Source organism: Streptomyces sp. NPDC033845 (assembly GCF_055576225.1).
Genome location: NZ_JBVIRI010000003.1, coordinates 33501 through 54724 on the forward strand (window position 1 = coordinate 33501; position 21224 = coordinate 54724).

The 21224-nt window shown below is 73.9% G+C and carries 17 protein-coding genes; 8 read left to right on the top strand and 9 right to left on the bottom strand.

Features of this window, described 5'->3' with window-relative positions; all coding sequences use genetic code 11:
* Positions 1 to 214 precede the first annotated feature (214 nt).
* The gene (locus ACZ50K_RS07230) at positions 215 to 3145 is read right to left on the bottom strand and encodes a putative bifunctional diguanylate cyclase/phosphodiesterase (RefSeq protein WP_468898595.1); all 2931 of its coding nucleotides are present in this window, start codon (positions 3143 to 3145) and stop codon (positions 215 to 217) included.
* Positions 3146 to 3459: 314 nt separating this feature from the next.
* A complete protein-coding gene (locus tag ACZ50K_RS07235; RefSeq protein ID WP_468898598.1) occupies positions 3460 to 4407 on the bottom strand; it encodes a 2-hydroxyacid dehydrogenase in 948 nt (315 codons plus the stop codon).
* A gap of 74 nt (positions 4408 to 4481) precedes the next feature.
* Between ACZ50K_RS07235 and ACZ50K_RS07240 the strand changes: the two genes are divergently transcribed.
* Both ACZ50K_RS07240 and ACZ50K_RS07245 read left to right on the top strand, forming a co-directional pair.
* Positions 4482 to 5489, top strand: a complete 1008-nt coding sequence (locus ACZ50K_RS07240; protein ID WP_468898600.1) for an aldo/keto reductase — start codon at positions 4482 to 4484, stop codon at positions 5487 to 5489.
* 281 nt (positions 5490 to 5770) lie between these two features.
* The gene (locus ACZ50K_RS07245) at positions 5771 to 6964 is read left to right on the top strand and encodes a PQQ-dependent sugar dehydrogenase (protein ID WP_468899850.1); all 1194 of its coding nucleotides are present in this window, start codon (positions 5771 to 5773) and stop codon (positions 6962 to 6964) included.
* A 22-nt stretch (positions 6965 to 6986) separates the two neighbouring features.
* Here ACZ50K_RS07245 and ACZ50K_RS07250 read toward each other — a convergent pair whose 3' ends face one another.
* The 5 genes from ACZ50K_RS07250 to ACZ50K_RS07270 all read right to left on the bottom strand — a co-directional run bounded on the left by ACZ50K_RS07250 (position 6987) and on the right by ACZ50K_RS07270 (position 14443).
* The gene (locus tag ACZ50K_RS07250; RefSeq protein WP_468898602.1) at positions 6987 to 7475 is read right to left on the bottom strand and encodes a DoxX family protein; all 489 of its coding nucleotides are present in this window, start codon (positions 7473 to 7475) and stop codon (positions 6987 to 6989) included.
* A gap of 148 nt (positions 7476 to 7623) precedes the next feature.
* Positions 7624 to 10662 (bottom strand): helix-turn-helix transcriptional regulator, encoded by a 3039-nt coding sequence (locus tag ACZ50K_RS07255; protein ID WP_468899852.1) that lies wholly within the window; start codon positions 10660 to 10662, stop codon positions 7624 to 7626.
* A 75-nt stretch (positions 10663 to 10737) separates the two neighbouring features.
* Complete coding sequence (locus ACZ50K_RS07260) at positions 10738 to 10905, bottom strand: hypothetical protein (RefSeq protein WP_468898604.1); 168 nt, start codon at positions 10903 to 10905, stop codon at positions 10738 to 10740.
* A 188-nt stretch (positions 10906 to 11093) separates the two neighbouring features.
* Positions 11094 to 11690 (bottom strand): hypothetical protein, encoded by a 597-nt coding sequence (locus tag ACZ50K_RS07265; RefSeq protein ID WP_468898606.1) that lies wholly within the window; start codon positions 11688 to 11690, stop codon positions 11094 to 11096.
* A 527-nt stretch (positions 11691 to 12217) separates the two neighbouring features.
* The gene (locus ACZ50K_RS07270) at positions 12218 to 14443 is read right to left on the bottom strand and encodes an MMPL family transporter (RefSeq protein ID WP_468898609.1); all 2226 of its coding nucleotides are present in this window, start codon (positions 14441 to 14443) and stop codon (positions 12218 to 12220) included.
* 266 nt (positions 14444 to 14709) lie between these two features.
* Between ACZ50K_RS07270 and ACZ50K_RS07275 the strand changes: the two genes are divergently transcribed.
* Positions 14710 to 15540 carry a GNAT family N-acetyltransferase gene (locus tag ACZ50K_RS07275; RefSeq protein WP_468898611.1) on the top strand — a complete coding sequence of 277 codons (831 nt, stop codon included), beginning with the start codon at positions 14710 to 14712 and terminating at the stop codon, positions 15538 to 15540.
* Here ACZ50K_RS07275 and ACZ50K_RS07280 read toward each other — a convergent pair.
* Positions 15423 to 16328 (bottom strand): DUF817 domain-containing protein, encoded by a 906-nt coding sequence (locus ACZ50K_RS07280; protein WP_468898614.1) that lies wholly within the window; start codon positions 16326 to 16328, stop codon positions 15423 to 15425. The genes ACZ50K_RS07275 and ACZ50K_RS07280 overlap by 118 nt on opposite strands.
* Positions 16329 to 16454: 126 nt before the next feature.
* Between ACZ50K_RS07280 and ACZ50K_RS07285 the strand changes: the two genes are divergently transcribed.
* From ACZ50K_RS07285 to ACZ50K_RS07295, 3 genes are all read left to right on the top strand, one after another.
* A complete protein-coding gene (locus ACZ50K_RS07285; RefSeq protein ID WP_468898617.1) occupies positions 16455 to 16835 on the top strand; it encodes a hypothetical protein in 381 nt (126 codons plus the stop codon).
* Between the two features lie 498 nt (positions 16836 to 17333).
* Positions 17334 to 18722, top strand: a complete 1389-nt coding sequence (locus ACZ50K_RS07290) for a tetratricopeptide repeat protein (protein ID WP_468898619.1) — start codon at positions 17334 to 17336, stop codon at positions 18720 to 18722.
* An 8-nt stretch (positions 18723 to 18730) separates the two neighbouring features.
* Positions 18731 to 19231 carry a DinB family protein gene (locus ACZ50K_RS07295; RefSeq protein ID WP_468898621.1) on the top strand — a complete coding sequence of 167 codons (501 nt, stop codon included), beginning with the start codon at positions 18731 to 18733 and terminating at the stop codon, positions 19229 to 19231.
* 18 nt (positions 19232 to 19249) lie between these two features.
* Here the strand turns inward: ACZ50K_RS07295 and ACZ50K_RS07300 are convergent, their stop codons facing one another.
* Positions 19250 to 19996: a siderophore-interacting protein gene (locus ACZ50K_RS07300; protein WP_468898624.1), complete on the bottom strand. Its 747-nt coding sequence runs from the start codon at positions 19994 to 19996 to the stop codon at positions 19250 to 19252.
* Positions 19997 to 20146: 150 nt separating this feature from the next.
* Between ACZ50K_RS07300 and ACZ50K_RS07305 the strand changes: the two genes are divergently transcribed.
* Both ACZ50K_RS07305 and ACZ50K_RS07310 read left to right on the top strand, forming a co-directional pair.
* The gene (locus ACZ50K_RS07305; RefSeq protein ID WP_468898626.1) at positions 20147 to 20971 is read left to right on the top strand and encodes a helix-turn-helix domain-containing protein; all 825 of its coding nucleotides are present in this window, start codon (positions 20147 to 20149) and stop codon (positions 20969 to 20971) included.
* Positions 20968 to 21204 carry a DUF397 domain-containing protein gene (locus ACZ50K_RS07310; RefSeq protein WP_468898628.1) on the top strand — a complete coding sequence of 79 codons (237 nt, stop codon included), beginning with the start codon at positions 20968 to 20970 and terminating at the stop codon, positions 21202 to 21204. The genes ACZ50K_RS07305 and ACZ50K_RS07310 overlap by 4 nt, the downstream gene beginning before the upstream one ends.
* Positions 21205 to 21224: the final 20 nt, after the last annotated feature.

The following is a 21224-nucleotide window of genomic DNA, read 5'->3' on the forward strand; positions in this document are numbered from 1 at the left end:
GGGTTGTACGGGGTGAACGACTGGTTCGGCTCGTGCACGGCCTGCGCCGTGTGCCAGTGCAACAAAAAACCCCTCGTGCCGGGAGGCAAGCGAGGGGAGCGCGTCGGGTGCGTGGAGCGGGGACATGCTGGTCCCAGCTTCAGCCGACGCGCTTTCCAAGTACGAGAATTCGGGTGCGCATGGCACTGACCCTCCCTCCGGCGGGAGGTCGGTGTCAAGTGGGTGGGACGGGCGTCTCATTATGTGAGCCCCTCTGGGTGACCAAAGACCCTGCCGGCGAGGGTCCGGCCAAGGCAGGCTGGGCTGCGCCGCCCGGTACTGGAAACGTACTCCTGACGAGCGCGCGGCGCAGCCGGTATTCGTCCAGAGGTCCGGAAAAGGCCGCCCCCTGGCCATGGGTGCAGCCCATGGCGCGCAGGGCCAGGAGCTGCTCGGGGAGGTCCACCCCCTCGGCCACCGACTGCATGCCCAGATCGTTTGCGATGCGCAACAGACCGGCGGTGATCTTGTGCAGTCGGGGGGACTCCACGACTCCCTCGACCAGGCCGCGGTCCAGCTTGAGGATGTCCACCGGGAGCCTGCGGAGGGCGCTGATGGCCGCGTACCCGCTGCCGAAGCCGTCCAGGGCGATCCGGACCCCGAGCCGGCGGAGGGCCGCCAGACGGCGCTCCAGCTCCTCGAAGGGGACCCTGGGGTCGCTGTCGGCCAGCTCCAGCACCAGGGCGCCGGAGGGGAGGCCGTGCCGGCCCAGCAGGGCCTCCACGGTGGCGGGGGGCACGGACCGGTCGAGCAGCCGGCGGGCGCCCATCCGGACGGAGACCGGGATGTCGTGTCCGGACCGGTGGCGCTCGGCGGCCTGGCGGACGGCCTCCTCCAGCAGCCAGCGGCCCAGCTCGGCGGTGCGGGAGGCGTCCGGGCCGCTGTCGGCGGGCTGGGACTCGGCCACCCGCAGGAACTCGGCGGGGGTGAAGAGGATGCCCTGGGCGGAGCGCCAGCGGGCCTGGGCGGCCACCGCGGTGACCCCGCCGGTGGCCAGGCAGACCACCGGCTGGTGGAGCAGGGCGAACTCGCCCTCGTGGAGCGCGGTGCGGAGCCGGCCGGCCAGCTCGGCCTTGCGGACCACCTCGGCCTGCATCTGGGGGGCGTAGAGCTCGACCCGGTCCTTGCCGCCGGCCTTGGCGCGGTACATGGCGAGGTCCGCGTTGCGCATCAGGTCCGAGGGGGTGATGCCGGGGTCGGCGAAGGCCACGCCGATGCTGGCGGCGACCCGGACCTCGCTGCCGGCGATCCGGTAGGGCTGGGAGAGGGTGGCGCGCAGCCGTTCGGCGATCTCGTGGACCTGGTACTCGCGGGCGCTGCGGTCGCGGGCGCCGTCGCCGATGATCAGGGCGGCGAACTCGTCGCCGCCGAGCCGGGCTGCGGTGTCCCCGGAGCGGACGGCGTCCTGGAGCCGGCGGGCGGCCTCGACGAGGAGCTCGTCCCCGGCCTGGTGGCCGATGGTGTCGTTGACGGCCTTGAAGCCGTCCAGGTCGATGAAGAGCACGGCGCTGGAGTGGTCGCCGGCGCGGCGGCCGGCGAGGGCCTGGCGGACCCGGCGGGTGAACAGGGCCCGGTTGGGCAGGTCGGTCAGCGGGTCGTGTTCGGCGCTGTGCTGGAGCTGGGCCTGGAGCCGGACCCGTTCGGTGACGTCCCGGCTGTTGAGGATCAGGCCGCCGTGGTGCCGGTTGACGGTGGACTCCACGTTGAGCCATTCGCCGCGGCCGGAGGCGAAGCGGCACTCGATGCGGGTGGTGGGCTCCTCGGCGGGCGGGGCGGCGAGGAAGCGGCGGACCTCGTGGATCACCCGGCCGAGGTCCTCGGGGTGGATCAGCTCGGAGAGCCGGGTGCCGATGAGCTCCTCGGCCTCCCGGCCGTAGACCCCGGCGGCGGCGGGGCTGACGTACCGCAGGGTGCCGGTGGGGGCGGCGATCATGATGACGTCGCTGGAGCCCTGGACCAGGGAGCGGAAGTGGTTCTCCTTCTGGGCCAGTTCCTGGGTGAGGGCGATGTTGTCGAGCAGCATGATGCCCTGGCGGACCACGAGGGCGAGGATCACGGTGCAGCCGGTGAAGACCACCACCCGGTCGACCTTCCGGCCGTCCAGCACGTTGTAGAGGATCCCCAGGGTGCAGACGGCGGCCGCCAGGTACGGGGTGAGGGCGGGCAGCGATCCGGTGATCGGGCGGCTGACCGGGCGGGGGGCGGGGCGGCCGGGGGCTCCGCCCGGTCCGGCGGGGTCCTCGGCCGGGCGGGCGGCGGGGTGCGCCGCCGGATGCCCGGCGGGGTGCGCGGCCGGGCGGGCGTGCCGGGCGCCCCAGGGGGCGTACGCCAGCAGCAGGGAGCCGGCGAACCAGCCGGCGTCGAGGAGCTGCCCGGACTGGTAGTTCTGCCGGAACAGCGGGGAGGTGAAGAGGGCGTCGCAGAGCACGGTCAGGGCGAGGGCGGCGATGGCGGTGTTCACGGCGGAGCGGTTGCCGGTGCTGCGGCGGAAGTGCAGCACCAGGACCATCGAGACCAGGGCGATGTCCAGCAGCGGATAGGCCAGCGAGAGGGCGGCGCGCGGGACGCTGCCGGGGGCCCCGGACTGGGCGGTCTGCGCGGCGTGCGCCAGGGCCAGGCTCCAGGAGAGGGTGAGCAGGGAGCCGCCGATGAGCCAGGAGTCGAGGGCCAGGCAGACCCAGCCGGCCCGGTTGACCGGCCGGTTGGCCAGCACCAGCAGGCCGACGATGGCGGGCGGGGCGAAGCAGAGGAAGGCGAAGTCGGCGACGGAGGGGCTGGGCACCGGCTGCCGGAGGACCACCTCGTACCAGCCCCAGACGCCGTTGCCGACGGCGCCCATCAGGGAGGAGAAGGCGAACAGCAGCCAGGCGGGGCGCTCCCGGCTGCCGTCGGTGCGTGCGTAGCGGTAGCAGGAGACGGCGGCCAGCAGGGCGGCGGCGCTGAGACCGAAGTCGCCCATGAAGAGGGCGAGTTCCCTGGATCCCCAGCCGAGGGTGGCACCGGTGGCGTAGGCCCCGCTGACCACCGCCAGCAGCACCTGGGCGGCCACTCCCTTCCCGGCGCCGGGGGGCTCCGGGCGGGTCGGCGGCGCCCCGGGGGTGCTCACCGGTTCCCCTGGGGGGCCTTCGCCCCCGGTCCGGCGGTCGGGTCGGTCGGGTCGGTCGGCTGCGGCGTGCCCGAGGGCCGCCTCCGGCGGCTCCGCCGCGTCGGTTCCTTCGTCCATTGGCCGTGCATCGCCCGTCGCCCCCCAAGCTGTCCGATCACTCCCCGGCGCCGGACGTTCGCGGCGCAGCCCCTTGGTCCGGACGATACACCACTTTCGTCACTCAGGGACAGGTTCGCTCTACGCAGCGTCACCACCAGGGGAGTTGTGCCTACGGTACGCGTCCGGACCGACACGGAGCGTGCGCCGGGCCGGGGTCAGCCGGTGGTCAGCACGGTGTTCTCCACCGTCTCCCCGGCGGCGAACCGGCGGAGCTGGCGGGCCAGCAGCCGCTTGGCCCGCGGCTCGAACGCCGAGCTGCTGCCGCCCACATGGGGTGTGATGAGGAGGTTCGGGGCGTGCCAGAGGGGGTGGCCGGGCGGCAGCGGTTCCGGGTCGGTGACGTCCAGCGCCGCCCGCAGCCGGCCCGAATCCAGTTCCGCCAGAAGGGACTTGGTGTCGACGACCGGTCCGCGGGCCACGTTCACCAGCAGGGCGCCGTCCTTCATCCGGGCCAGGAACCCGGCTCCGGCCAGCCCGCGGGTCTGCTCGGTGAGCGGGGTGGAGAGGATCACCACGTCGGCTTCGGGGAGCAGCTCGGGCAGGTCGGCGAGGGCGTGCACGGGGCCGTGGGCGGCCTCCCGGGCGGAGCGGGCGACCCGGGTGATCCGAGCGCATTCGAAGGGGGCGAGGCGGTCCTCGATGGCGGCGCCGATGGAGCCGTAGCCGACGATCAGCACGGACTTGTCGGCGAGCGCCGGGTAGAAGCCGCCGTGCCATTCCTCGCGGTCCTGGCCGCGGACCATGCCGGGGATGCCGCGGAGCGAGGACAGGGTGAGGGTGAGGGCGAGTTCGGCGGTGCTGGCCTCGTGGACCCCGCGGGCGTTGCAGAGCCGTACGCCGGGCGGCAGGGCGTCGAGGCCACCGAGGATGTGGTCGATGCCGGCGGTGAGGGTCTGGACGATCCGCAGCCGCGGCATCAGGGGCAGCGGGCGGACGCTGACGGCGGCGGACTTCATGTAGGGGGTGACGTAGAAGACGCAGTCGGCGGGGTCGGCGGGGAAGGCGTCCTCGCCGTCCCAGTGGCGGTAGACGAAGGCTTCGGGGAGGCCGTCGACCTGCTCCGCGGGGAACGGCAGCCAGACCTCTGAGGTGGTGGGAGACATGATCAGGAGGCTATGCGAAGCCCGGATGATCAAGCCGTTAGTTTGGGGTGCGGCAAAGGGAGGGGGACCCGGGCGTGGAGCGCAGGTCGATCGGGGCGTCGGCGCTGACGGTGGGCGCCATCGGGCTCGGCTGCATGCCGATGAGCTGGGCGTACCGGCCTTCGGGGCGGGACGGCGCGCGGTCGGTGGCCGCGGTGCGGGCGGCGCTGGACCTGGGGGCGAACCTGCTGGACACGGCCGACGTGTACGGGCCGTTCACCAACGAGCTGCTGCTGGGCCGGGTGCTGCGGGAGCGGCGGGCGGAGGCGTTCGTGTCCACCAAGGCGGGGCTGCAGAGCGGCGACCGGCACGTGGTGGCCAACGGGCGTCCGGGGTACATACGCCGGGCCTGTGACGCCTCGCTGCGGCGGCTGCGGACCGAGGTGATCGACCTGTACCAGCTGCACCGGGTGGATCCCGAGGTCCCGGTGGAGGAGACCTGGGGGGCGATGGCGGAGCTGGTGGCGGCGGGCAAGGTGCGGGCGCTGGGGTTCTGCGCGGTGGGGGCGGGCGCGGGGCCGGGGGCGGGGCGGCGCGGGGACCGTTCGTACGCGGTGACGGTGGGGTGGCTGGAGCGGATGCAGCAGGTGTTCCCGGTGAGCGCGGTGCAGGCGGAGCTGTCGCTGTGGTCGCCGGAGGCGCTCTGGCGGCTGCTGCCCTGGTGTACGGCGCGGGGGGTGGGGCTGCTGGCGGCGATGCCGCTGGGCAGCGGGTTCCTGACCGGGACGCTGACCCCGGGGCAGGGCTTCGAGGCGGCGGACGCGCGGGCCCGGCACCCGCGGTTCACGGCGGAGGCGATGGCGGCGAACCAGGTGCTGGTGGCGGCGCTGCGGCGGGTGGCCGGGCGGCACGGTCCGGGGGTGACCCCGGCGCAGGTGGCGCTGGCCTGGGTGCTGGCGCAGGGGCCGCAGGTGGTGCCGGTGCCGGGGACCGGGCGGCCGGAGTGGGCGGCGGAGAACGCGCGGGCGGCCGAGGTGCTGCTGACGGCGGCGGATCTGGCGGAGCTCGCGGCACTGCCGGTGGCGGTGGGAGCCTGGAACTGAGAGCGTTCCCCTTCCCTGGATCGCGGCCCCGCAAAGCCACTCGATCGGGTGTACGAGGAGCGGAACTTCGGGCGGTCGCGGGGCTGTTGAAGGGGGTGACGGGCGGGACGCGGAGGCGACAGCGGGAAGGGAGCGAGGCCATGCGGGACGGGTCGGGGCTGGACGGGGCGGGGCGGGACGCGGCGGGGCGGGACGCGGCGGGGCGGGACCCGGCAGTGGGACGGGACGGAGGCGGGGGCGCGGGGGTGCGGCGGGGGCCGGGCGGGGCTCGGCGCGGTGCGGTGGCGGCGGTGGCGCTGGCCGGGTGCGCGGCGCTGCTGGCGGGCTGCTCGGGCGGGCCGGCCGGCGGGCCCACGGACCGGCTGCCACCCGTGGGCAAGAGCTCCGGGCCGGCCACCGGGGCGCCCTCCGGCGCGGCCTCGGGCGGCCCGCCGGCGACTCCCGGGGCCTCGGCCTCCGGGGCGCGGCCGGGGCCGCCGGCCAAGGGCTCGGTGACCGTGACCGGCGAGCTGGCCAAGGGCCTGGAGTCCCCCTGGGGGGTGGCGGTGCTGCCCGACGGTGACCTGCTGGTGGCCTCGCGCGACAAGGGGACGATCAGCCGGGTGTCGGCGGACACCGGCGCCGCCTCCGTGGTCGGCGAGGTGCCGGGGGTGGCCCCGGGCGGCGAGGGCGGGCTGCTCGGGCTGGCGCTGTCCCCGTCCTTCGCCGAGGACCTGATGGTGTACGCGTACTTCACCACCGAGTCGGACAACAGGATCGCCCGGCTGCGCTATGACGAGCGGCGGCCGGCGGGGCAGCAGCTGGGCGCCCCGGACACGGTGTTCCGGGGCATCCCGAAGGGGTTCGTGCACAACGGCGGGCGGATCGCCTTCGGCCCGGACCGGATGCTGTACGCGGGGACCGGGGAGGCCGGCGATCCCGGGCTCGCGCAGGACCCGAAGTCGCTGGGCGGGAAGATCCTGCGGATGACCCCGGACGGCGAGCCGGTGCACGGCAATCCGGAGGCGGACTCGGTGGTGTATTCCAGCGGGCACCGCAATGTGCAGGGGCTGGCCTGGGACGCGGACCGGCGGCTGTGGGCGGCCGAGTTCGGCCAGAACACCTGGGACGAGCTGAATCTGATCGAGGCGGGCGGGAACTACGGCTGGCCGGAGGCCGAGGGGAAGGCCGGCAAGCCCGGGTTCCGGGATCCGGTGGCCCAGTGGAAGACCGAGGAGGCCTCCCCCAGCGGGATCGCCTGGGCGGCGGGCTCGGTGTGGATGGCCGGGCTCAAGGGCGAGCGGCTGTGGCGGATCCCGCTCTCCGGGGAGGTGCCGGTGGCCGCTCCGGAGGCGTTCCTGACCGGGAAGTACGGGCGGCTGCGGACGGTGCTGCCGCTGGGTGGGGACAAGCTGCTGCTGGTCACCAGCGAGACCGACAGACGGGGCTCCCCGGAGCCGGGGGACGACCGGATCCTGCGCTTGACGGTGCGCTGACCCGGGCTCCGGGGCCCGGGGGTCAGGCGACCGGGGCGGTCACGGCCTCCGGCCGGCCGGCGGCGGAGTCCGGCCGGTCCGGTCCGTCCTGGCGGTCCTGGCGGTCCTGGGCTCGGCCGCGGAAGACCGCGTCGGCGGCGAAGGCGCCGGGGCCGGTGAAGACCAGCAGCAGGAAGGCCCAGCAGAACATGGCGGAGGGCTCGCCGCCGTTCTGCAGCGGCCACAGCGCGTCCGACTGGTGCACGGAGAAGTAGGCGTAGGCCATCGATCCGGAGGCCACGAGCGCGGCGGAGCGGGTGCCCGCGCCCAGCAGTACCAGGGTGCCCGCGACCAGCTGGATCACGGCGGCGTACCAGCCGGGCCAGGTGCCGAGGTCTATGGTGCCGCCGCCGTGCGCCCCGCCGAGGACGCCGAAGAGGGAGGCGGCGCCGTGGCAGGCGAAGAGCAGGCCGACGACCATCCGGAACAGGCCCAGCGCGTAGGGCTGGGCGTTGGTGATGGTTCGGTTCATGAGTGGGGGCTCCTTCGGTGGGGACGAGTCCGAAGCTCATGCGGAACCCGAGCGGAGGTCCGGCACGAGTCGAGCCAAAGGTTAGGTAAGCCTTACCAAACTGACAAGGAGGATTCCGGCCATTGCCGGAGATTCTCAGGACGGGCCGTCAGGCGGACGGGGCGGGGGCGAAGAGGCGGAGGCGGTGGGCCAGCGCGGCGGCCTCGCCGCGGCCGGCGACGCCCAGCTTGGCCAGGATGTTGGAGACGTGCACGCTGGCCGTCTTCGGGGAGATGAACAGCTCCTCGGCGATCTGGCGGTTGCTCAGCCCGGCCGCGACCCGCTCCAGCACGTCCCGTTCCCGGCTGGTCAGCCCCAGGGCCTCGACCGGGTCGGTGTCCGGGCAGGGCGGTTCCGGCTCCGGACCGGCGTCGAGGGCGATCCGGGCGCGCTGGCCGAGCAGGGCCAGGTCCTCGCGGAGCCGGCGGGCGCCCAGGCGTTCGGCCTCCCGGGCGGCGGCCCTCAGCACCCGGGCGGCCGGCTCCCGGTCGCCGCCGGAGGCCAGCAGGGCTTCGCCGAGCCGGTGGCGGGCCCGGGCCAGCAGATAGGGGCGTTCCAGCGGGCGGGCCCACTCCTCGACCGCGGTCCAGTCGGCCACCGTGTCGCGGCCCTCGGCGCGCAGCAGTTCGGCGCGGACGTACTCGGCGTGCGCGGTCCACACGGGCACCGGGGTGGCCAGGCCGCGGGCGGCGGAGCGGATCAGGGCGAGGGCGGCCTCGCGGCCGGCGGCAGCGGAGGGGAGGCCGCGGGCGTCCGCCTCGGCGGTGGCGGCGGCCAGCAGCAGCGGCCAGGCGTAGCGGTGCTGGCCGAGCGGGAAGCCGAACTCGCAGGCGTCCGCGAACTCGGTCCGGACCTCGGCGATCCGGCCCTCCCCCGCGGCGACGCCGACGGCCAGCCGGTAGAGCGGGATCCGGTGCTGGGGCTGGGCGTCATGGGTGCCGAAGTGCCGGTGGGCGGCGGAGAGCTGGGCGGCGGCCTCGGTCAGCTCGCCGCGGGCCAGGGCCAGACAGGCCAGCCGGGCGGAGGCCGAGCCGCGCGGGCCGGCGACCTGTCCGGTGGTCAGGGTGCGCAGGGCGGCCTCGGCCGCCTCGTCCCAGCGGCCGAGGCTGTAGAGGCTCTCGGCGAGGTTCCCGCGCACCCAGGCCTCGCTGTCCAGCAGCCGGGCCGCGGCGACCAGTTCCACCCCCCGCTCGGCCAGTTCCACCGCTTCCCGGGAGCGGCCCATGGCCTCCAGCTGGGAGGTGAGGTTGATGTGGGCGCGGCCGGCCAGGCTGGTCAGTCCGAGTTCGGTGGCGCGGACGCGGACCGCGTCCATCTCGGCGAGCCCGGAGGCCGGGTCGCCGGAGTCGGTGAGCAGACTCCCGACGGTGATCCGGGCGTTGAGCTCGATGTCCTCGGCGCCCACCATCCGCGCGTACTCGGCGGCGCGCTGGGCGGCGGCCAGGTTGTCGGGGCCGGGGTTGTGGAGCATGCCCCAGCCGGCGGCCTTGACCAGTACCTCGGCGTGCACCTGGGACGGCGGCAGCCCGCGGACGAGTTCCTGGGCGATGCCCAGTTCCTTCCAGCCGTCACCGCGGGCGAGTCCGGCCATCAGCCCGGAGCGCTCGGTCCAGAACCACGCCGCGCGCAGCAGGTCGTTGTCCTCGGAGGCGTCCTCCAACATCCCCAGCGCGATCTTGGTGATCTTCAGGGCGCGTTCGCGTTCCCCGCCGAACCGGGCCGCGACGGTGGCCTCGGCGAGCAGGTCGAGGCGTTGCAGGGGGGTGGTCGCCGGGTCGCAGCCGCAGGGCGGGTACACCTCGGTGTAGTCGGCGGGCCGCAGCCCCCGGCGGACCTCCTCGGGGGCGCTGTCCCACAGGTCGACGGCGCGTTCCAGCAGTCGCAGCTGCTCGGAGTAGGCGTGCCGGCGGCGGGCGGCGACCGAGGCCTCCAGGGCGGCGGGCAGGGCCTTGGCGGGGTCGTTGGCGTAGTACCAGAAGCTGGCGAGGCGGATGCTGCGTTCCTCGGCGCGGACCAGGCCGCCGTCCGCTTCGAGGGCTTCGGCGTAGCGGCGGTTGACCCGGGAGCGTTCGCCGGGCAGCAGGTCGTCGCTGACCGCCTCGCGGACCAGGGAGTGCCGGAAGCGGTAGCCGTCGCCGTCCGGGGTGGCGAGGAGGATGTTGGCGCCCACGGCGGCCCGGAGGGCCTCGATCAGGGCGTCCTCGGAGAGCCGGGCGACGGCGAGCAGCAGCGGGTACTCGACGGTGGAGCCGCCTTCGGCGACGATCCGTACGACCTGCTGGGCGGCCTCGGGCAGCACCTCGACGCGGACCAGCAGCAGGTCGCGGAGGGATTCGGTGAGGCCGGTGCGGCAGCCGCTCTCCATGGAGGCGACGAGTTCCTCGACGAAGAAGGCGTTGCCGTCGGAGCGGTCGAAGACGGTGTCGACCAGGGTCTCCTCGGGCTGGGAGGCGAGGATCCCGGCGAGCTGGCGGCGGACCTCGGCCCGGTTGAAGCGGGAGAGTTCGACGCGCTGGACGGTGCGCAGCCGTTCCAGTTCGGCCAGCAGGGGGCGCAGCGGGTGGCGGCGGTGGACGTCGTCGGCGCGGTAGGTGGCGAGGACGACGAGCCGGCCGCGGGTGAGGGTGCGCAGCAGGTAGGCCAGCAGGTGCCGGGTGGAGGTGTCGGCCCAGTGCAGGTCTTCGAGGACGAGGACCACGGTGCGGTCGGCGGCGAGCCGTTCCAGCAGCCGGGCGGTCAGTTCGAAGAGCCGGTGGGTGCTCTCCTCGTCGTGCGGGCCGCGGAGGGTGTCGCCGAGTTCGGGGAGGATCCGGGCGAGTTCGTCCTCCTGGCCGGCGGCCGCAGCGGCGAGTTCCTCGGGGAGGATGCGGCGCAGACCGCGCAGGGCCGTGGAGAAGGGGGCGAAGGGAAGTCCCTCCGCCCCTATCTCGACACATCCGCCGACGGCGACCACGGCGCCCCGCCGGCCGGCCTCGCCGAGGAACTCCTCGGTGAGCCGGGTCTTGCCGACCCCGGCCTCCCCGGCTATCAGGAGGGCCTGCGGCTCCTGGGCGGCGGCCCGGCCGAGCGCGTCGGTGAGTACGGCCAGTTCGTCGGCGCGGCCGACGAACACCGGGCTGACAGATCTGGTCTCCACGCCGCCGAGCATCGCACAGACGTCCGGTCCGGCGGCAGTCGATATCGGTGCGCTCCTCATCACGCGCCGCCCCTCACCCGGGGCGGGTCACGCGGCGGGGGCGAACCGGTCCCGGTCCTGACTCACCGTCCGATCGGTCTCCTGGTTACGGGAGAACCAGCGGCGGGCCGGCCTGGCCTGCCGGGCCTGGCGGTAGTCCTCGGCCTGCCGGATGAGTTCGGCACGGCGGCTGGCGGCGATCTCGTTCGTGAACATGCGGTTCTCCCGGGTCGTGGTCTCTCGCACCTCGTTCGGTGTGCTTCAAGATTCGCTTCCCAGGGGGTGCCGGCACATCGGGCGCATGCCGCATCCGTACGGGCCGGGGGTCCTTAGGTCCGGCACCGGGGGCGGCCCGGCCCGCCTAAGGCGGTGCCGTGCCGGCGGCCGGCGGGGGTAAGGCGGTCCTATCCGGCCTTGGGCAGGGGGGTGAGGACGTCGAAGTACATGAGGCCGAAGAGCAGGATGCCGAGGGTGCCGAGGGCGATGGCGGCCCAGGACACGGCGCGGACCCAGGTGGGGTTGGCTCGGCCGGGGGCGCCGAACGCGGGGGCGGCCAGCACCAGCAGGCCGATGACCAGGGCGAGGGCCGAGAAGCCGCCGTTGACCAGGGCGGTCAGGTGCCAGGCGTCGCCGTAGAGGGCGTTGATCTTGGCTTCGGTGTCGGCGGCGTTGACCGATTCGATCTGGCCGATCAGGGTCTGGCGTTCGGCGAGGACCCGGGAGACCCAGCTGCCGGTGAGGGCGACGACACCCAGTCCGGCGCCCGCCACGGCCGCCGCGGCGGCGGCCGCCCCGGTGGGCCGGTCCTCCGGCTCCTCCAGGTCTTCGAGCTCCTCCGGCTCTTCCAGCTGCTCCGGCTCCGCCGGCTCGGCCGAGTCCTCCGGTGCGTCCTTCTCGGCCGTGACCCCGGCGGCGCCCTCGGGCGCGCCCGCCGTCTTCGCGGTCTCCTGCTCCACCGGGTCGGAGGCCCCGGCGGTATCGGTCTTGGTGGTGGTGTCCATGCCGCGCACCGTAGGCCCCCCGTCTGAGAGCCGCCTGAGAATCCCCCGGTGAGCCCGGGCACGGCGCTTCACGGCAACCCGTCGGAGGTGCCTGCCGCCCGTTCAGGGTCAGCAGGCCGCTTGGGACTTCCGGAAACTGGTCGGCCAGAGTGCGCTGTGGGCACCGTTGGTCGCCGGAGCCGACCAGGTGCGTCTGAACCTGGCCGCCCTCGACGGCGCCCCGCCGAGCGTGCAGGCCTGCCAGCAGGTCCGCGCCACGGCCCTGCGGCTCTGCGACCGCGTTCACGCCCTGCTCAAGGACAACTACCGGCACCTTCCCGTTCCGGCCGAGATCGCGGCAACCGTTGCCTGGAGGGCAGCCGACACTGCCGTCGACGTCTCCGGGGTTTCGCCGCCGCCAAGGCGAAGGGACCTGCCCCCGACGACGTCGCCGAGGCCGGACGCACTCTGGAGCGGTACCTGCTGCACCTGGACCACCGGACGCGGCAGCGCCACCTCGGGTGACACCCGCCCCGCCCTCGTGCACGTCACGAAACGTCCGCCACCGCCGAGGGAGGTTCGGCGGGGTGGTGGGGGGACTCGGGGGTGGGTGGGGCGGGGGGTGTGGGGGGTTCGATGCTGATGCGGGGGAGGTGGCGGTCGAGCCAGGACGGGAGCCACCAGTTGGCGCCGCCCAGCAGGTGCATCAGGGCCGGGACGAGGAGGGTGCGCAGCACGAAGGCGTCCAGGGCGACCGCCGCGGCCAGGGCGATGCCGAACATGGCGATCAGCCGGTCCCCGCTGAGGACGAAGGCGAGGAACACGGAGATCATGATGACCGCGGCCGAGTTGATGACCCGGCTGGTCTCGGCGAGGCCGACCCGGACCGCCCGCCGGTTGTCCCCGGTCTCCAGCCATTCCTCGTACATCCGGCTGACCAGGAACACCTGGTAGTCCATGGACAGTCCGAACAGCACCGAGACCATGATCACGGGGAGGAAGGGTTCGATCGGGCCGGCGCTGCCCAGGCCCAGTGGTTCGCTGCCCCAGCCCCACTGGAAGACGGCGATGACCACGCCGAAGGAGGAGGCGACGGCGGCCACGTTCATGGCGGCCGCCTTCACCGGTATCCCGATGGACCGGAAGGCGAGCAGCAGCAGGACGCAGCCGAGGGCGATGACCACGCCGACGAACAGCGGCAGCTTGCCGACGATGACCTCGGCGAAGTCGTCGTAGCCGGCCGTCACCCCGCCGACGTGCGGGTGCAGGCCGGTGCCCGTCGTGGCCTCCGGGATCACCTCGGCGCGGAGCCGGTCGACGAGTTCGCTGGTGGCCCGGGACTGGGGGGCGGAGTCCGGGACGACGGTGAGGACGGCGGTGTCCCCGGCCCGGTTGACCACGGCCGGACCGGCGGAGGCCACGCCCTCGGCGTTCCGCAGTCCCTCGGCGAGCCGGCCGAGGGCGGCCCGGTCCTCGGGGCCGTCGAGCCGGGTGACCACGGCGAGCGGGCCGTTGGTGCCGGGGCCGAAGCCTTCGGCGAGCAGGTCGTAGGCCTGCCGGGTGGTGGAGGAGGCCGGGCTGTTGCCCTGGTCGGAGGTGCCGAGGTGGAGTCCCAGGGTGGGGAGGGCGAGGACCGCCATGACCAGGGTGGCGAGGATTCCGAGGAGTTTGGGGTGCCGTTCCACGAACGCGGACCAGCGGGCGGCGAACCCGGTGGGGCCTTCGGGGCGGGGGCCGTGCTCGGCGAGGGCGCGGCGTTCCCGGCGGGAGAGGGCGCGGGGGCCGATGTAGGAGAGGAGGGCGGGCAGCAGGGTCACCGAGGCGGCGACGGTGAGGACCACGGTGAGGGAGGCGGCGAGGGCGACCCCGTCGAGGAAGTCGAGGCGCAGCACCAGCATGCCGAGCAGGGCTATGCAGACGGTGGCGCCGGCGAAGACCACGGCGCGGCCGGTGGTGGCGACGGCGGTCCGGGCGGCCTCCTCGACGGGCAGCCCGCGTTTGAGGCCCTGCCGGTGCCGGGTGACGATGAACAGCGCGTAGTCGATGCCGACGCCGAGCCCGACGAGGGTGCCGAGCATGGGGGCGAAGTCGGCGACCGGCATGGCGTGCCCGAGCAGGGTGATGCCCGCGTAGGCGGTGCCGACGCTGACCAGGGCGGTGGCGATGGGCAGCAGGCTGGCGGCGAGGGAGCCGAAGGCGAGGAAGAGGACGAGGGCGGCGACGGCCACCCCGACGGCCTCGGCGAGGTGGGCGCTGGGTGCCTCGGTGAGTCCGATGGCCCGGCCGCCGAGCTCCACCTGGAGGCCGTCGGTCTCGGTGCGCGGGTTCTTGGCGGTGTCGATGACGGCCCGGGCCTGTGCCGTGGGGACGGCGTCGGCGGGCTCGTCGAAGGTGACCACCGCGTAGGCGGTGCGTCCGTCGGCGCTGATCTGGGCCGCGCCTTCGGGGGCGTAGGGGCCGGCGACCGAGCCGATGCCGGGGAGCCGGGCGATGCCGTCCAGGGCGGCGGCCATCCGCCGTTCGACGGCGGGGGTGCGGGCGGTCTGCCCCTCGGGGGTCCGCCAGACCACGGTGTCGGTGTCGCCGCCCTGGCCGGGGAAGCCCTCCCGGAGGAGGTCGGCGGCCCGGCCGGATTCGGTGCCGGGCACCGCGTAGTCGGTGGAGTACGCGGCTCCGGCGCCGGTCGCGGCGAGGCCGGTGGCGCCGAGGGCGAGCAGCCAGAGCAGGACGGTGGCGAGGCGGTGCCGCAGGCACCAGCGGGCGAGTGCGGCCAACGGAACGTGCTCCCTGGTGGTTCGGATCTTCACCGGGGACGGCCCGACGCAGAACGCTTGAACGCATGTGCCCCCGGAGGGTCTCCCCGGGTGGTCTACACCGCGCAGGATCTCAGCGATCGGTGATCGTCGGTCCGTTTCGTGTGCACCGTCACAGCCCTGCCAGGAATCGGGGACCTTGTACCCGGGCAGGGCGGCCGTCCGGCGCGGCGCGGGAAATCGGGTTGCGGCCGTCGCGGGGCCGGTGGTCGGGTGGTCGGATGACCATGGGTGACGAAGAGGTACGGGCGGTTCGTGAGCGGTACGACGCGGAGATGCGGCGGGGGGCGCGGGCCGAGGGCAGCGGGGCCGCGGTGGAGCGGGCCGGGGAGGTGGTCCGGCAGGTCGCGGACGGGCAGGGATGGAACGCGGTCCTCTGGTCGGGGCTGACGGAGGAGACGGCGGACGCCGCCATCGCCGAGCAGGTGGGGTTCTTCGCGGGGCGCGGGTGCGGGCAGTTCGAGTGGAAGCTGTACGGGCGGGACCGGCCGGCCGATCTGGGGGCCCGGCTGGCCGCCGCCGGGCTGGTCCCGGAGCCGTCGGAGACGCTGATGGTGGCGCCGGTGCCGGAACTGGTGGCGGAGCTGGTGGCGGGGGCGGCCGGGCCGGTGCTGCCCGAGGGGGTGTCCCTGGTGCCGGTCACCGATGCCGCCGGGGTGGAGCTGATGATGGCCGCGCACGAGGCGGCGTTCGGGGAGCGGCTCCCCCGGCTGCACGCGCAGATCCTGGCCCGGCTGGCCGAGGAGCCGGAGACACTGGCCGCGGTGGTGGCCGTGGCGGACGGCGGACGGCCGGTGAGCGCGGCCCGGCTGGAGATGCCGGCCGGTGCGGCCTTCGCCGGACTGTGGGGCGGCGGCACCGACCCGCGGTGGCGGGGCCGGGGCATCTACCGCGCGCTGGTCGCCCACCGGGCCGCGATCGCCGCCGAGCGCGGCATCCCCTACCTCCAGGTCGACGCCTCCGACCAGAGCCGGCCCATCCTGGAGCGGCTGGGCTTCACCGCGCTGGACGTGACGGTGCCGTACGTCTGGACGGCGACGGCGCCCTCCGGCACGTAGCGGGCCGGCCGGGCGGCGATGACGAAGGTGACGCTGATCAGCAGCGCCCACGCGCCGAACTTGGCGAGCGGCACCGGCTGCCATCCGTCCAGCTGGTCCGGATAGCTCCAGGCTCCCGCGTAGGTGGCCGCGTTCTCCGCCACCCAGAGGAAGAAGCCGATCAGTACGAAGGCCAGGGCGAGCGGCATCCGGTGGCGGACCCCGCCCACCCGGTAGTGCACCCAGGTGCCCCACAGGGCGAGGAGCATCGCCGCGGCCAGCGGCCAGCGGAGGTCGGGCAGCCAGTGGTGGGTGAAGAAGTTGAGGTAGACCAGGCCGGCCAGGACGGCCATCGGGCGCGGCCGGTAGCCGTCCAGGGAGAGGCCCAGCAGCCGCCAGGCGCGGCACACGTAGCTGCCGACCGCCGCGTAGAGGAAACCTCCGTAGAGCGGCACTCCGGCGATCTTCGTCAGGGCCTCCTCGGGGTACACCCAGGAACCCATCCGCACCTTGACCAGTTCGAAGAGCAGTCCGACCAGATGGCAGGCGGCGATCACCGCGGTGTCGCGGGCGGTGTCCCAGCCGGCCCGGCGGGCCAGTACCGTCAACGCGATCCCGTAGAGGAGGACCAGGTCGTAGCGGGCCACCGGGAGTTCGGGCAGCAGTGCGGAGGCTCCGATGCCGAGGACCAGGGCGGCGGCGAAGGCGCAGCACCGGGCCTGGAGCAGCCCGAAGAGCAGCAGCTGCCGTAGCGGCCCGGGAGGGCCCGCAGCCCGGTCGGGCGGGCCGGCGATCGCGTTCTGTGGCATGTCCCCGCAGACGTGCCGGAGGGCCGGAGGGGTTCCCGGGACCTCCCGGGCCGGGCTCGGTACCAATCGGCCGGAAGGGGGCATGACGGGTGCCCGGCGCAGGAATGATGCCTCCATGACGTCGTCGTGGCGAGTGATGCGCTGGGTGGGCGCGGCAGTCGGGGTGGTCGCGCTGGCCGTCTGGCCCTGGTGGGGCTGGGCCGGGCGGACAAGTGGAGCAGTGTGCTGAGCCTGTTCTTCAGCGGGGCGGGTTTCGTGCTGGCCGTGGTGGGCCACCTCCGGCAGCGGCGGCAGCCGGACCAGGAGTCCGCGCCGACGGCCCGCCGGGGTTCGATCGCCGCGGGCGGCCATGTCGAGGGCTCCTCGGCCACCGACACCGGACCGGCCGGGTCGGCCCAGCCCGCGAACCCTGCGAACCCTGCGAACCCTGCCGGGCCGACCGCGGATTCCGGATCGATCGCGGCGAGCGGGAACGTCAAGAACTCCCGGGCCAGAAAGAGCCGTTGATGGGCCGCCGTAAGCCGAAGCGGACCGCCCGCACCCGGACCGAGCCCGCCGGGAAGCCGTCCCGGGCCGGGCAGCCGTTCCGGGCCGACGAGCCGACCCGGGCCGCGGACCGGCCCCTGATATCCGCCGACCACGGCTCCATCACCGCCGGCCGGGACGTCAAATACGCCACCTCCGTGCACACCACGGTGCTCCCTCCCGAGGCCTTCGGGGACGTCGCGGAGGTCCGGGCCCCGGCGGACCTGACCAACGTCCCGCACCCGCACGGGTTCGTCGGCCGCGAGGAGCACCTGGCCCGGCTGGACGAGGCGTTCGCCCGTTCCGGCGAGGTCGTCGTGCAGGCGGTGCACGGCCTCGGCGGGGTCGGCAAGTCCACCCTGGCCGCCCACTGGGCCCGGACCCGCTCCAGCTGCTCCCCGCAGTGGTGGATCACCGCGGAGTCCGCGGAGGCACTGGACCGCGGTCTGGCGGACTTCGCCCTGGCGGTCCGTCCCGGTGGTGCTGCGCACCGTCGGGACGGGATCGGACGAGTTGCGGGAGTGGGCCCTGCGGTGGCTCGGCTCGCACCGGGACTGGCTCGTCGTCCTGGACAACGTGCACGACCCCCGGGACGTCCGCGGGCTCCTGGACCGGGCACTGGGCAGACTCGCCGCCTACAGCATGGTCACCGAGCGGGACGGCGCCCTCGGCATGCACCGCCTGGTCCAGGCCCTGGCCCGCACCCCGGACCCCCGGGACCCGCACCGCCGCCCGAAGGACATCGCCTCGGCCCGGCAGACCGCCGAACGCGCCCTGCTCAGGGCGCTGCCGACCGAGATCCACGATCCCGGATCCTGGCCGGCCTGGTTCGCCCTCCTCCCCCACGGCATCGCCCACACCGACCACACTCCGGCGGCCACGGAATCCGCCGACACCGGAGAACTCCTCCGCCGGATCTGCGCGTTCCGGCATGAACGAGGTTCCTACGGTGCGGCCTTGGCACACGCCGAACGGGCCCTGGAGATCACGGAGCGTTTCCAGGAGCCCGACAGCCACGCGGCTCTCCACGTCCGCGCCGATATCGCCCTCGCCTGCCAGTACTCCGGAAACCTCACCCGCGCCCTCCCGCTGCTCGAACAGTCGCTCGCCGACTTCCTGCGCACCGAGGGTCCGGACCACCACTACACACTGACGTCCCAACAGTCGGTGGCCGCGGCCTACTTGTCGGCCGACGACTCCACCCGGGGCATTCCGCTGCTGGAGCGCACCCTCACCGACCGCGAGCGGGTCCTGGGCCCCGGCCATCCGGGCACCTTCAACGCCCGCAGCCATCTGGCCGGAGGGCACAGCGACGCCCCCGATCCCGCGACGGCCATCCCGATCCTGGAACGGAACCTCGCGGACCGTGAGCGCACCCTCGGCAGCAACCATCCCGACACCCTGACCAACCGGAACAACCTGGGCATCGCCTGTCAGGAGATCGGGGACTTCGCCCGGGCCATCCCCCTGTACGAACATCTCCTCGCCGACCGCGAAAGGCTGCTCAGCGTCGACCACCCCGACACCCTGACCGCCTGCAACAACCTGGGTGCCACCTACAACAACTCGGGCGATCCCGAGCGGGCGATCGCGCCGCTCGAACGCGTTCTGGCAGGCCGCGAACGCGTGCTGGGGCCCGACCACTCCGACACCCTCTCCTCAGCCGAGAACCTCGCCGTCGCCTACCTGAGCACCGGCCGGGCGGCCCTCGCGCTGCCCCTGCCGGAAAGGACCCTCGCCGGCCATGAACGCGCCCTGGGCACCGAGCACCGGAAGACCCGCGCCACCCGCGGGCTCCTCCGAGCGGCCCGGCGGGGCGCCGCCCGACAGGACCGGAAGGGTTCCGCCGGGGGGAAGGGCGGGGCATGATCGCGGGCATGGAACGCACCGGACCGCCACTGACCGGAGACGAACGGGAGACCCTGAGGGCCTTCCTCGACTACCACCGGGCCACCCTGGCCATGAAGTGCGAGGGCCTCGGCGACGAGGAACTGCGCCGGAAGTCGATGCCGCCCTCCGCGCTGTCGCTGCTGGGCCTGGTCCGGCACATGGCGGAGGTGGAGCGCCACTGGTTCCGCCGCACGCTGGCCGGGGAGGAACTCCCCCACCTGTGGTCGGACAGCCATGACTTCCAGGCCGCCTACGACGCCTCCGCCGCCACCCGCGAGGAGGCGTTCGGCGCCTGGGAGGCGGAGGTGGCGCACGCCCGCCGGATCGAGGCGGAGGCGGAGTCCCTCGACGTCACCGCGTACGTGAAGAGCTGGGGCGAGGACGCCTCGCTCCGGCTGGTGATGCTGCACATGATCCACGAGTACGCCCGGCACAACGGCCACGCCGACTTCCTGCGCGAGGGTGTGGACGGCACGGTCGGCGCCTGAGGACCGAGCGCCGCGGTGCTACGCCGCCGGGGTGGCCCGCCAGTAGCCCAGGCTGTTGACCCGCTGCTTGGGCAGGCCGAGGTCCTTGCGGAGATACCCGGTGAGGGCGCGGGTGGTGGCCGTGTCGCAGGCCAGCCAGACGTACGCGGTCGCCGGATCGGCGACCAGCGCGGGGAGTTCCGCCCGGACCCGCTCGACCAGGGCGGCGCCGTCCCGCTCGCGCGGGGTGCGGCGGATCTCGTGCCGGGCCGGGTCCAGCCGGATCGGCAGCTCCTCGTCCGAGACGTGCTGGGTCTCGAACCAGAGGGTGGCCGGAGTCTCCGGATAGGCGTCCAGCAGGGAGTTCACGGCGGGCAGCGAGGCCGCGTCGCCGATCACCAGCAGACGGGCCGGGTCGGGCCGGGGCCGGCTGAAACCCGTGCCGTGGACGGTGGCCTCGATGCTGTCGCCGGCCCGCGCGGTGCGCGCCCAGTGGCTGGCCGCACCCTGGTGCAGGGCGAACTCCAGGGAGAAGGTGCCCGCCGCCGGATCGGGGTCGACGAGGGTGTAGGCGCGCTGGTGGGGCTTTCCGTCGGCCTGGAACCAGAGCCGCACCCACATGGTGGGGTGCAGGGAGTCCCCGGCCGCCGCGAGCAGCCCGCCGTCGCTGAAGTGGATCCGGCGGTAGTCGGCGGTGACGTCCTCGGCGCCGGTGACGGTGAAGCGGAAGTCCTTGCCGCGCAGCAGTCTGAGGACCACGCCCTCCCAGCCCTTGGTGACCGCCATGGCCCGCCTCCCCTTCACCCTCACCCGATCCCGTTGGTTAGGTCAGCCTAACCTAGACTCCAGGATGCTCGGCCACGGAACCCTTTCCGTACGGGCGACGTACGGGTCGACGGGGCGTCAGCCATGCCCCCGGAGGGGAAGGGACCGGACATGGCAGACACCAACAAGCCACTGCGGAACCCCTCTTGGGTGATCATCGGCACCCTGGCGGCACATTTCCGCAGGCAGGCGGGCTACACCCAGATCACCCTGGCCGAGTACCTGCACGTGGACGACGAGACCATCGCCTCGATGGAACAGGGCCGCCGCCTCCTGCAACCGCGCATGGCCGCTACCCTCGACGAACTGTTCGGGACCCAGGGCGCGTTGACCCTGGCCCTGGGCAAGGTCCCCAAGCGCGAGCGGTACCCGGCCTACGCCATCGAGTACATCACCCATGAGCGGACGGCGATCAGCCTCCAGTCGTACCAGAACCATCTGATCCCCGGACTGCTCCAGACCCCCGAGTACGCGGCGGCGGTCTTCGGCTGCCACTACCCGCCGTTCACCGAGGAGGAGGCGGAGGAGCACACCACCCAACGGCTCGCCCGTCAGGACATCTTCACCCGCAAGCCGCGCCCGCCGATGATGCACTTCATCCTGGAACAGGTGATCCTGGAACGCCCCGTCGGCGGACCCGAGGTGCTCCGAGGGCAGCTCCGCCACCTCCGGGAGATGTGTGAACTCCCCTTCGTGGACATCCAGGTGATCCCCACCCACCGCGTCACACACGCCTCGCTCACCGGACCGATGGTGCTGTTGGAGACCAAGGACCACGAGCAGCTCGCCTACACCGAAGGCCACGGCGTCGGCTTCCTCCAGGACGACCCCGACGCGGTCCATCGGATGCACCTCAAATATGGGATCCTGCGGTCCCAGGCCCTCTCCATCGAGGAGACCAGGGGTCTGCTGGATGACCTGCTAGGAGAGTCATGACGCACCAACTGGCCTGGTTCAAGTCGAGCTACAGCAACGACGAGGGCGGCGACTGCGTCGAGATCGCCTACCACTGGCGGAAGTCGAGCCACAGCAGCGACACCGGAGGTGACTGCGTCGAGGTCGCGGCGCACCCTGCCGCCGTGCACGTCCGCGACTCCAAGGTCACCGACGGGCCGGTGCTCACCGTGTCTCCCGACAGCTGGACCGACTTCCTCAACTCGGCTCGCTGAACGCTAGGCTGACCCTCCAT

What these genes read in the sequence shown, in the direction of transcription:
- ACZ50K_RS07305 (WP_468898626.1), top strand. Translation starts at nt 20,147, where the DNA reads ATGGCAGACACCAACAAGCCACTGCGGAACCCCTCTTGGGTGATCATC.
- ACZ50K_RS07300 (WP_468898624.1), bottom strand. Translation starts at nt 19,996, where the DNA reads ATGGCGGTCACCAAGGGCTGGGAGGGCGTGGTCCTCAGACTGCTGCGC.
- ACZ50K_RS07250 (WP_468898602.1), bottom strand. Translation starts at nt 7,475, where the DNA reads ATGAACCGAACCATCACCAACGCCCAGCCCTACGCGCTGGGCCTGTTC.
- ACZ50K_RS07255 (WP_468899852.1), bottom strand. Translation starts at nt 10,662, where the DNA reads ATGCTCGGCGGCGTGGAGACCAGATCTGTCAGCCCGGTGTTCGTCGGC.
- ACZ50K_RS07275 (WP_468898611.1), top strand. Translation starts at nt 14,710, where the DNA reads ATGGGTGACGAAGAGGTACGGGCGGTTCGTGAGCGGTACGACGCGGAG.
- ACZ50K_RS07235 (WP_468898598.1), bottom strand. Translation starts at nt 4,407, where the DNA reads ATGTCTCCCACCACCTCAGAGGTCTGGCTGCCGTTCCCCGCGGAGCAG.
- ACZ50K_RS07295 (WP_468898621.1), top strand. Translation starts at nt 18,731, where the DNA reads ATGGAACGCACCGGACCGCCACTGACCGGAGACGAACGGGAGACCCTG.
- ACZ50K_RS07310 (WP_468898628.1), top strand. Translation starts at nt 20,968, where the DNA reads ATGACGCACCAACTGGCCTGGTTCAAGTCGAGCTACAGCAACGACGAG.
- ACZ50K_RS07260 (WP_468898604.1), bottom strand. Translation starts at nt 10,905, where the DNA reads ATGTTCACGAACGAGATCGCCGCCAGCCGCCGTGCCGAACTCATCCGG.
- ACZ50K_RS07265 (WP_468898606.1), bottom strand. Translation starts at nt 11,690, where the DNA reads ATGGACACCACCACCAAGACCGATACCGCCGGGGCCTCCGACCCGGTG.
- ACZ50K_RS07280 (WP_468898614.1), bottom strand. Translation starts at nt 16,328, where the DNA reads ATGCCACAGAACGCGATCGCCGGCCCGCCCGACCGGGCTGCGGGCCCT.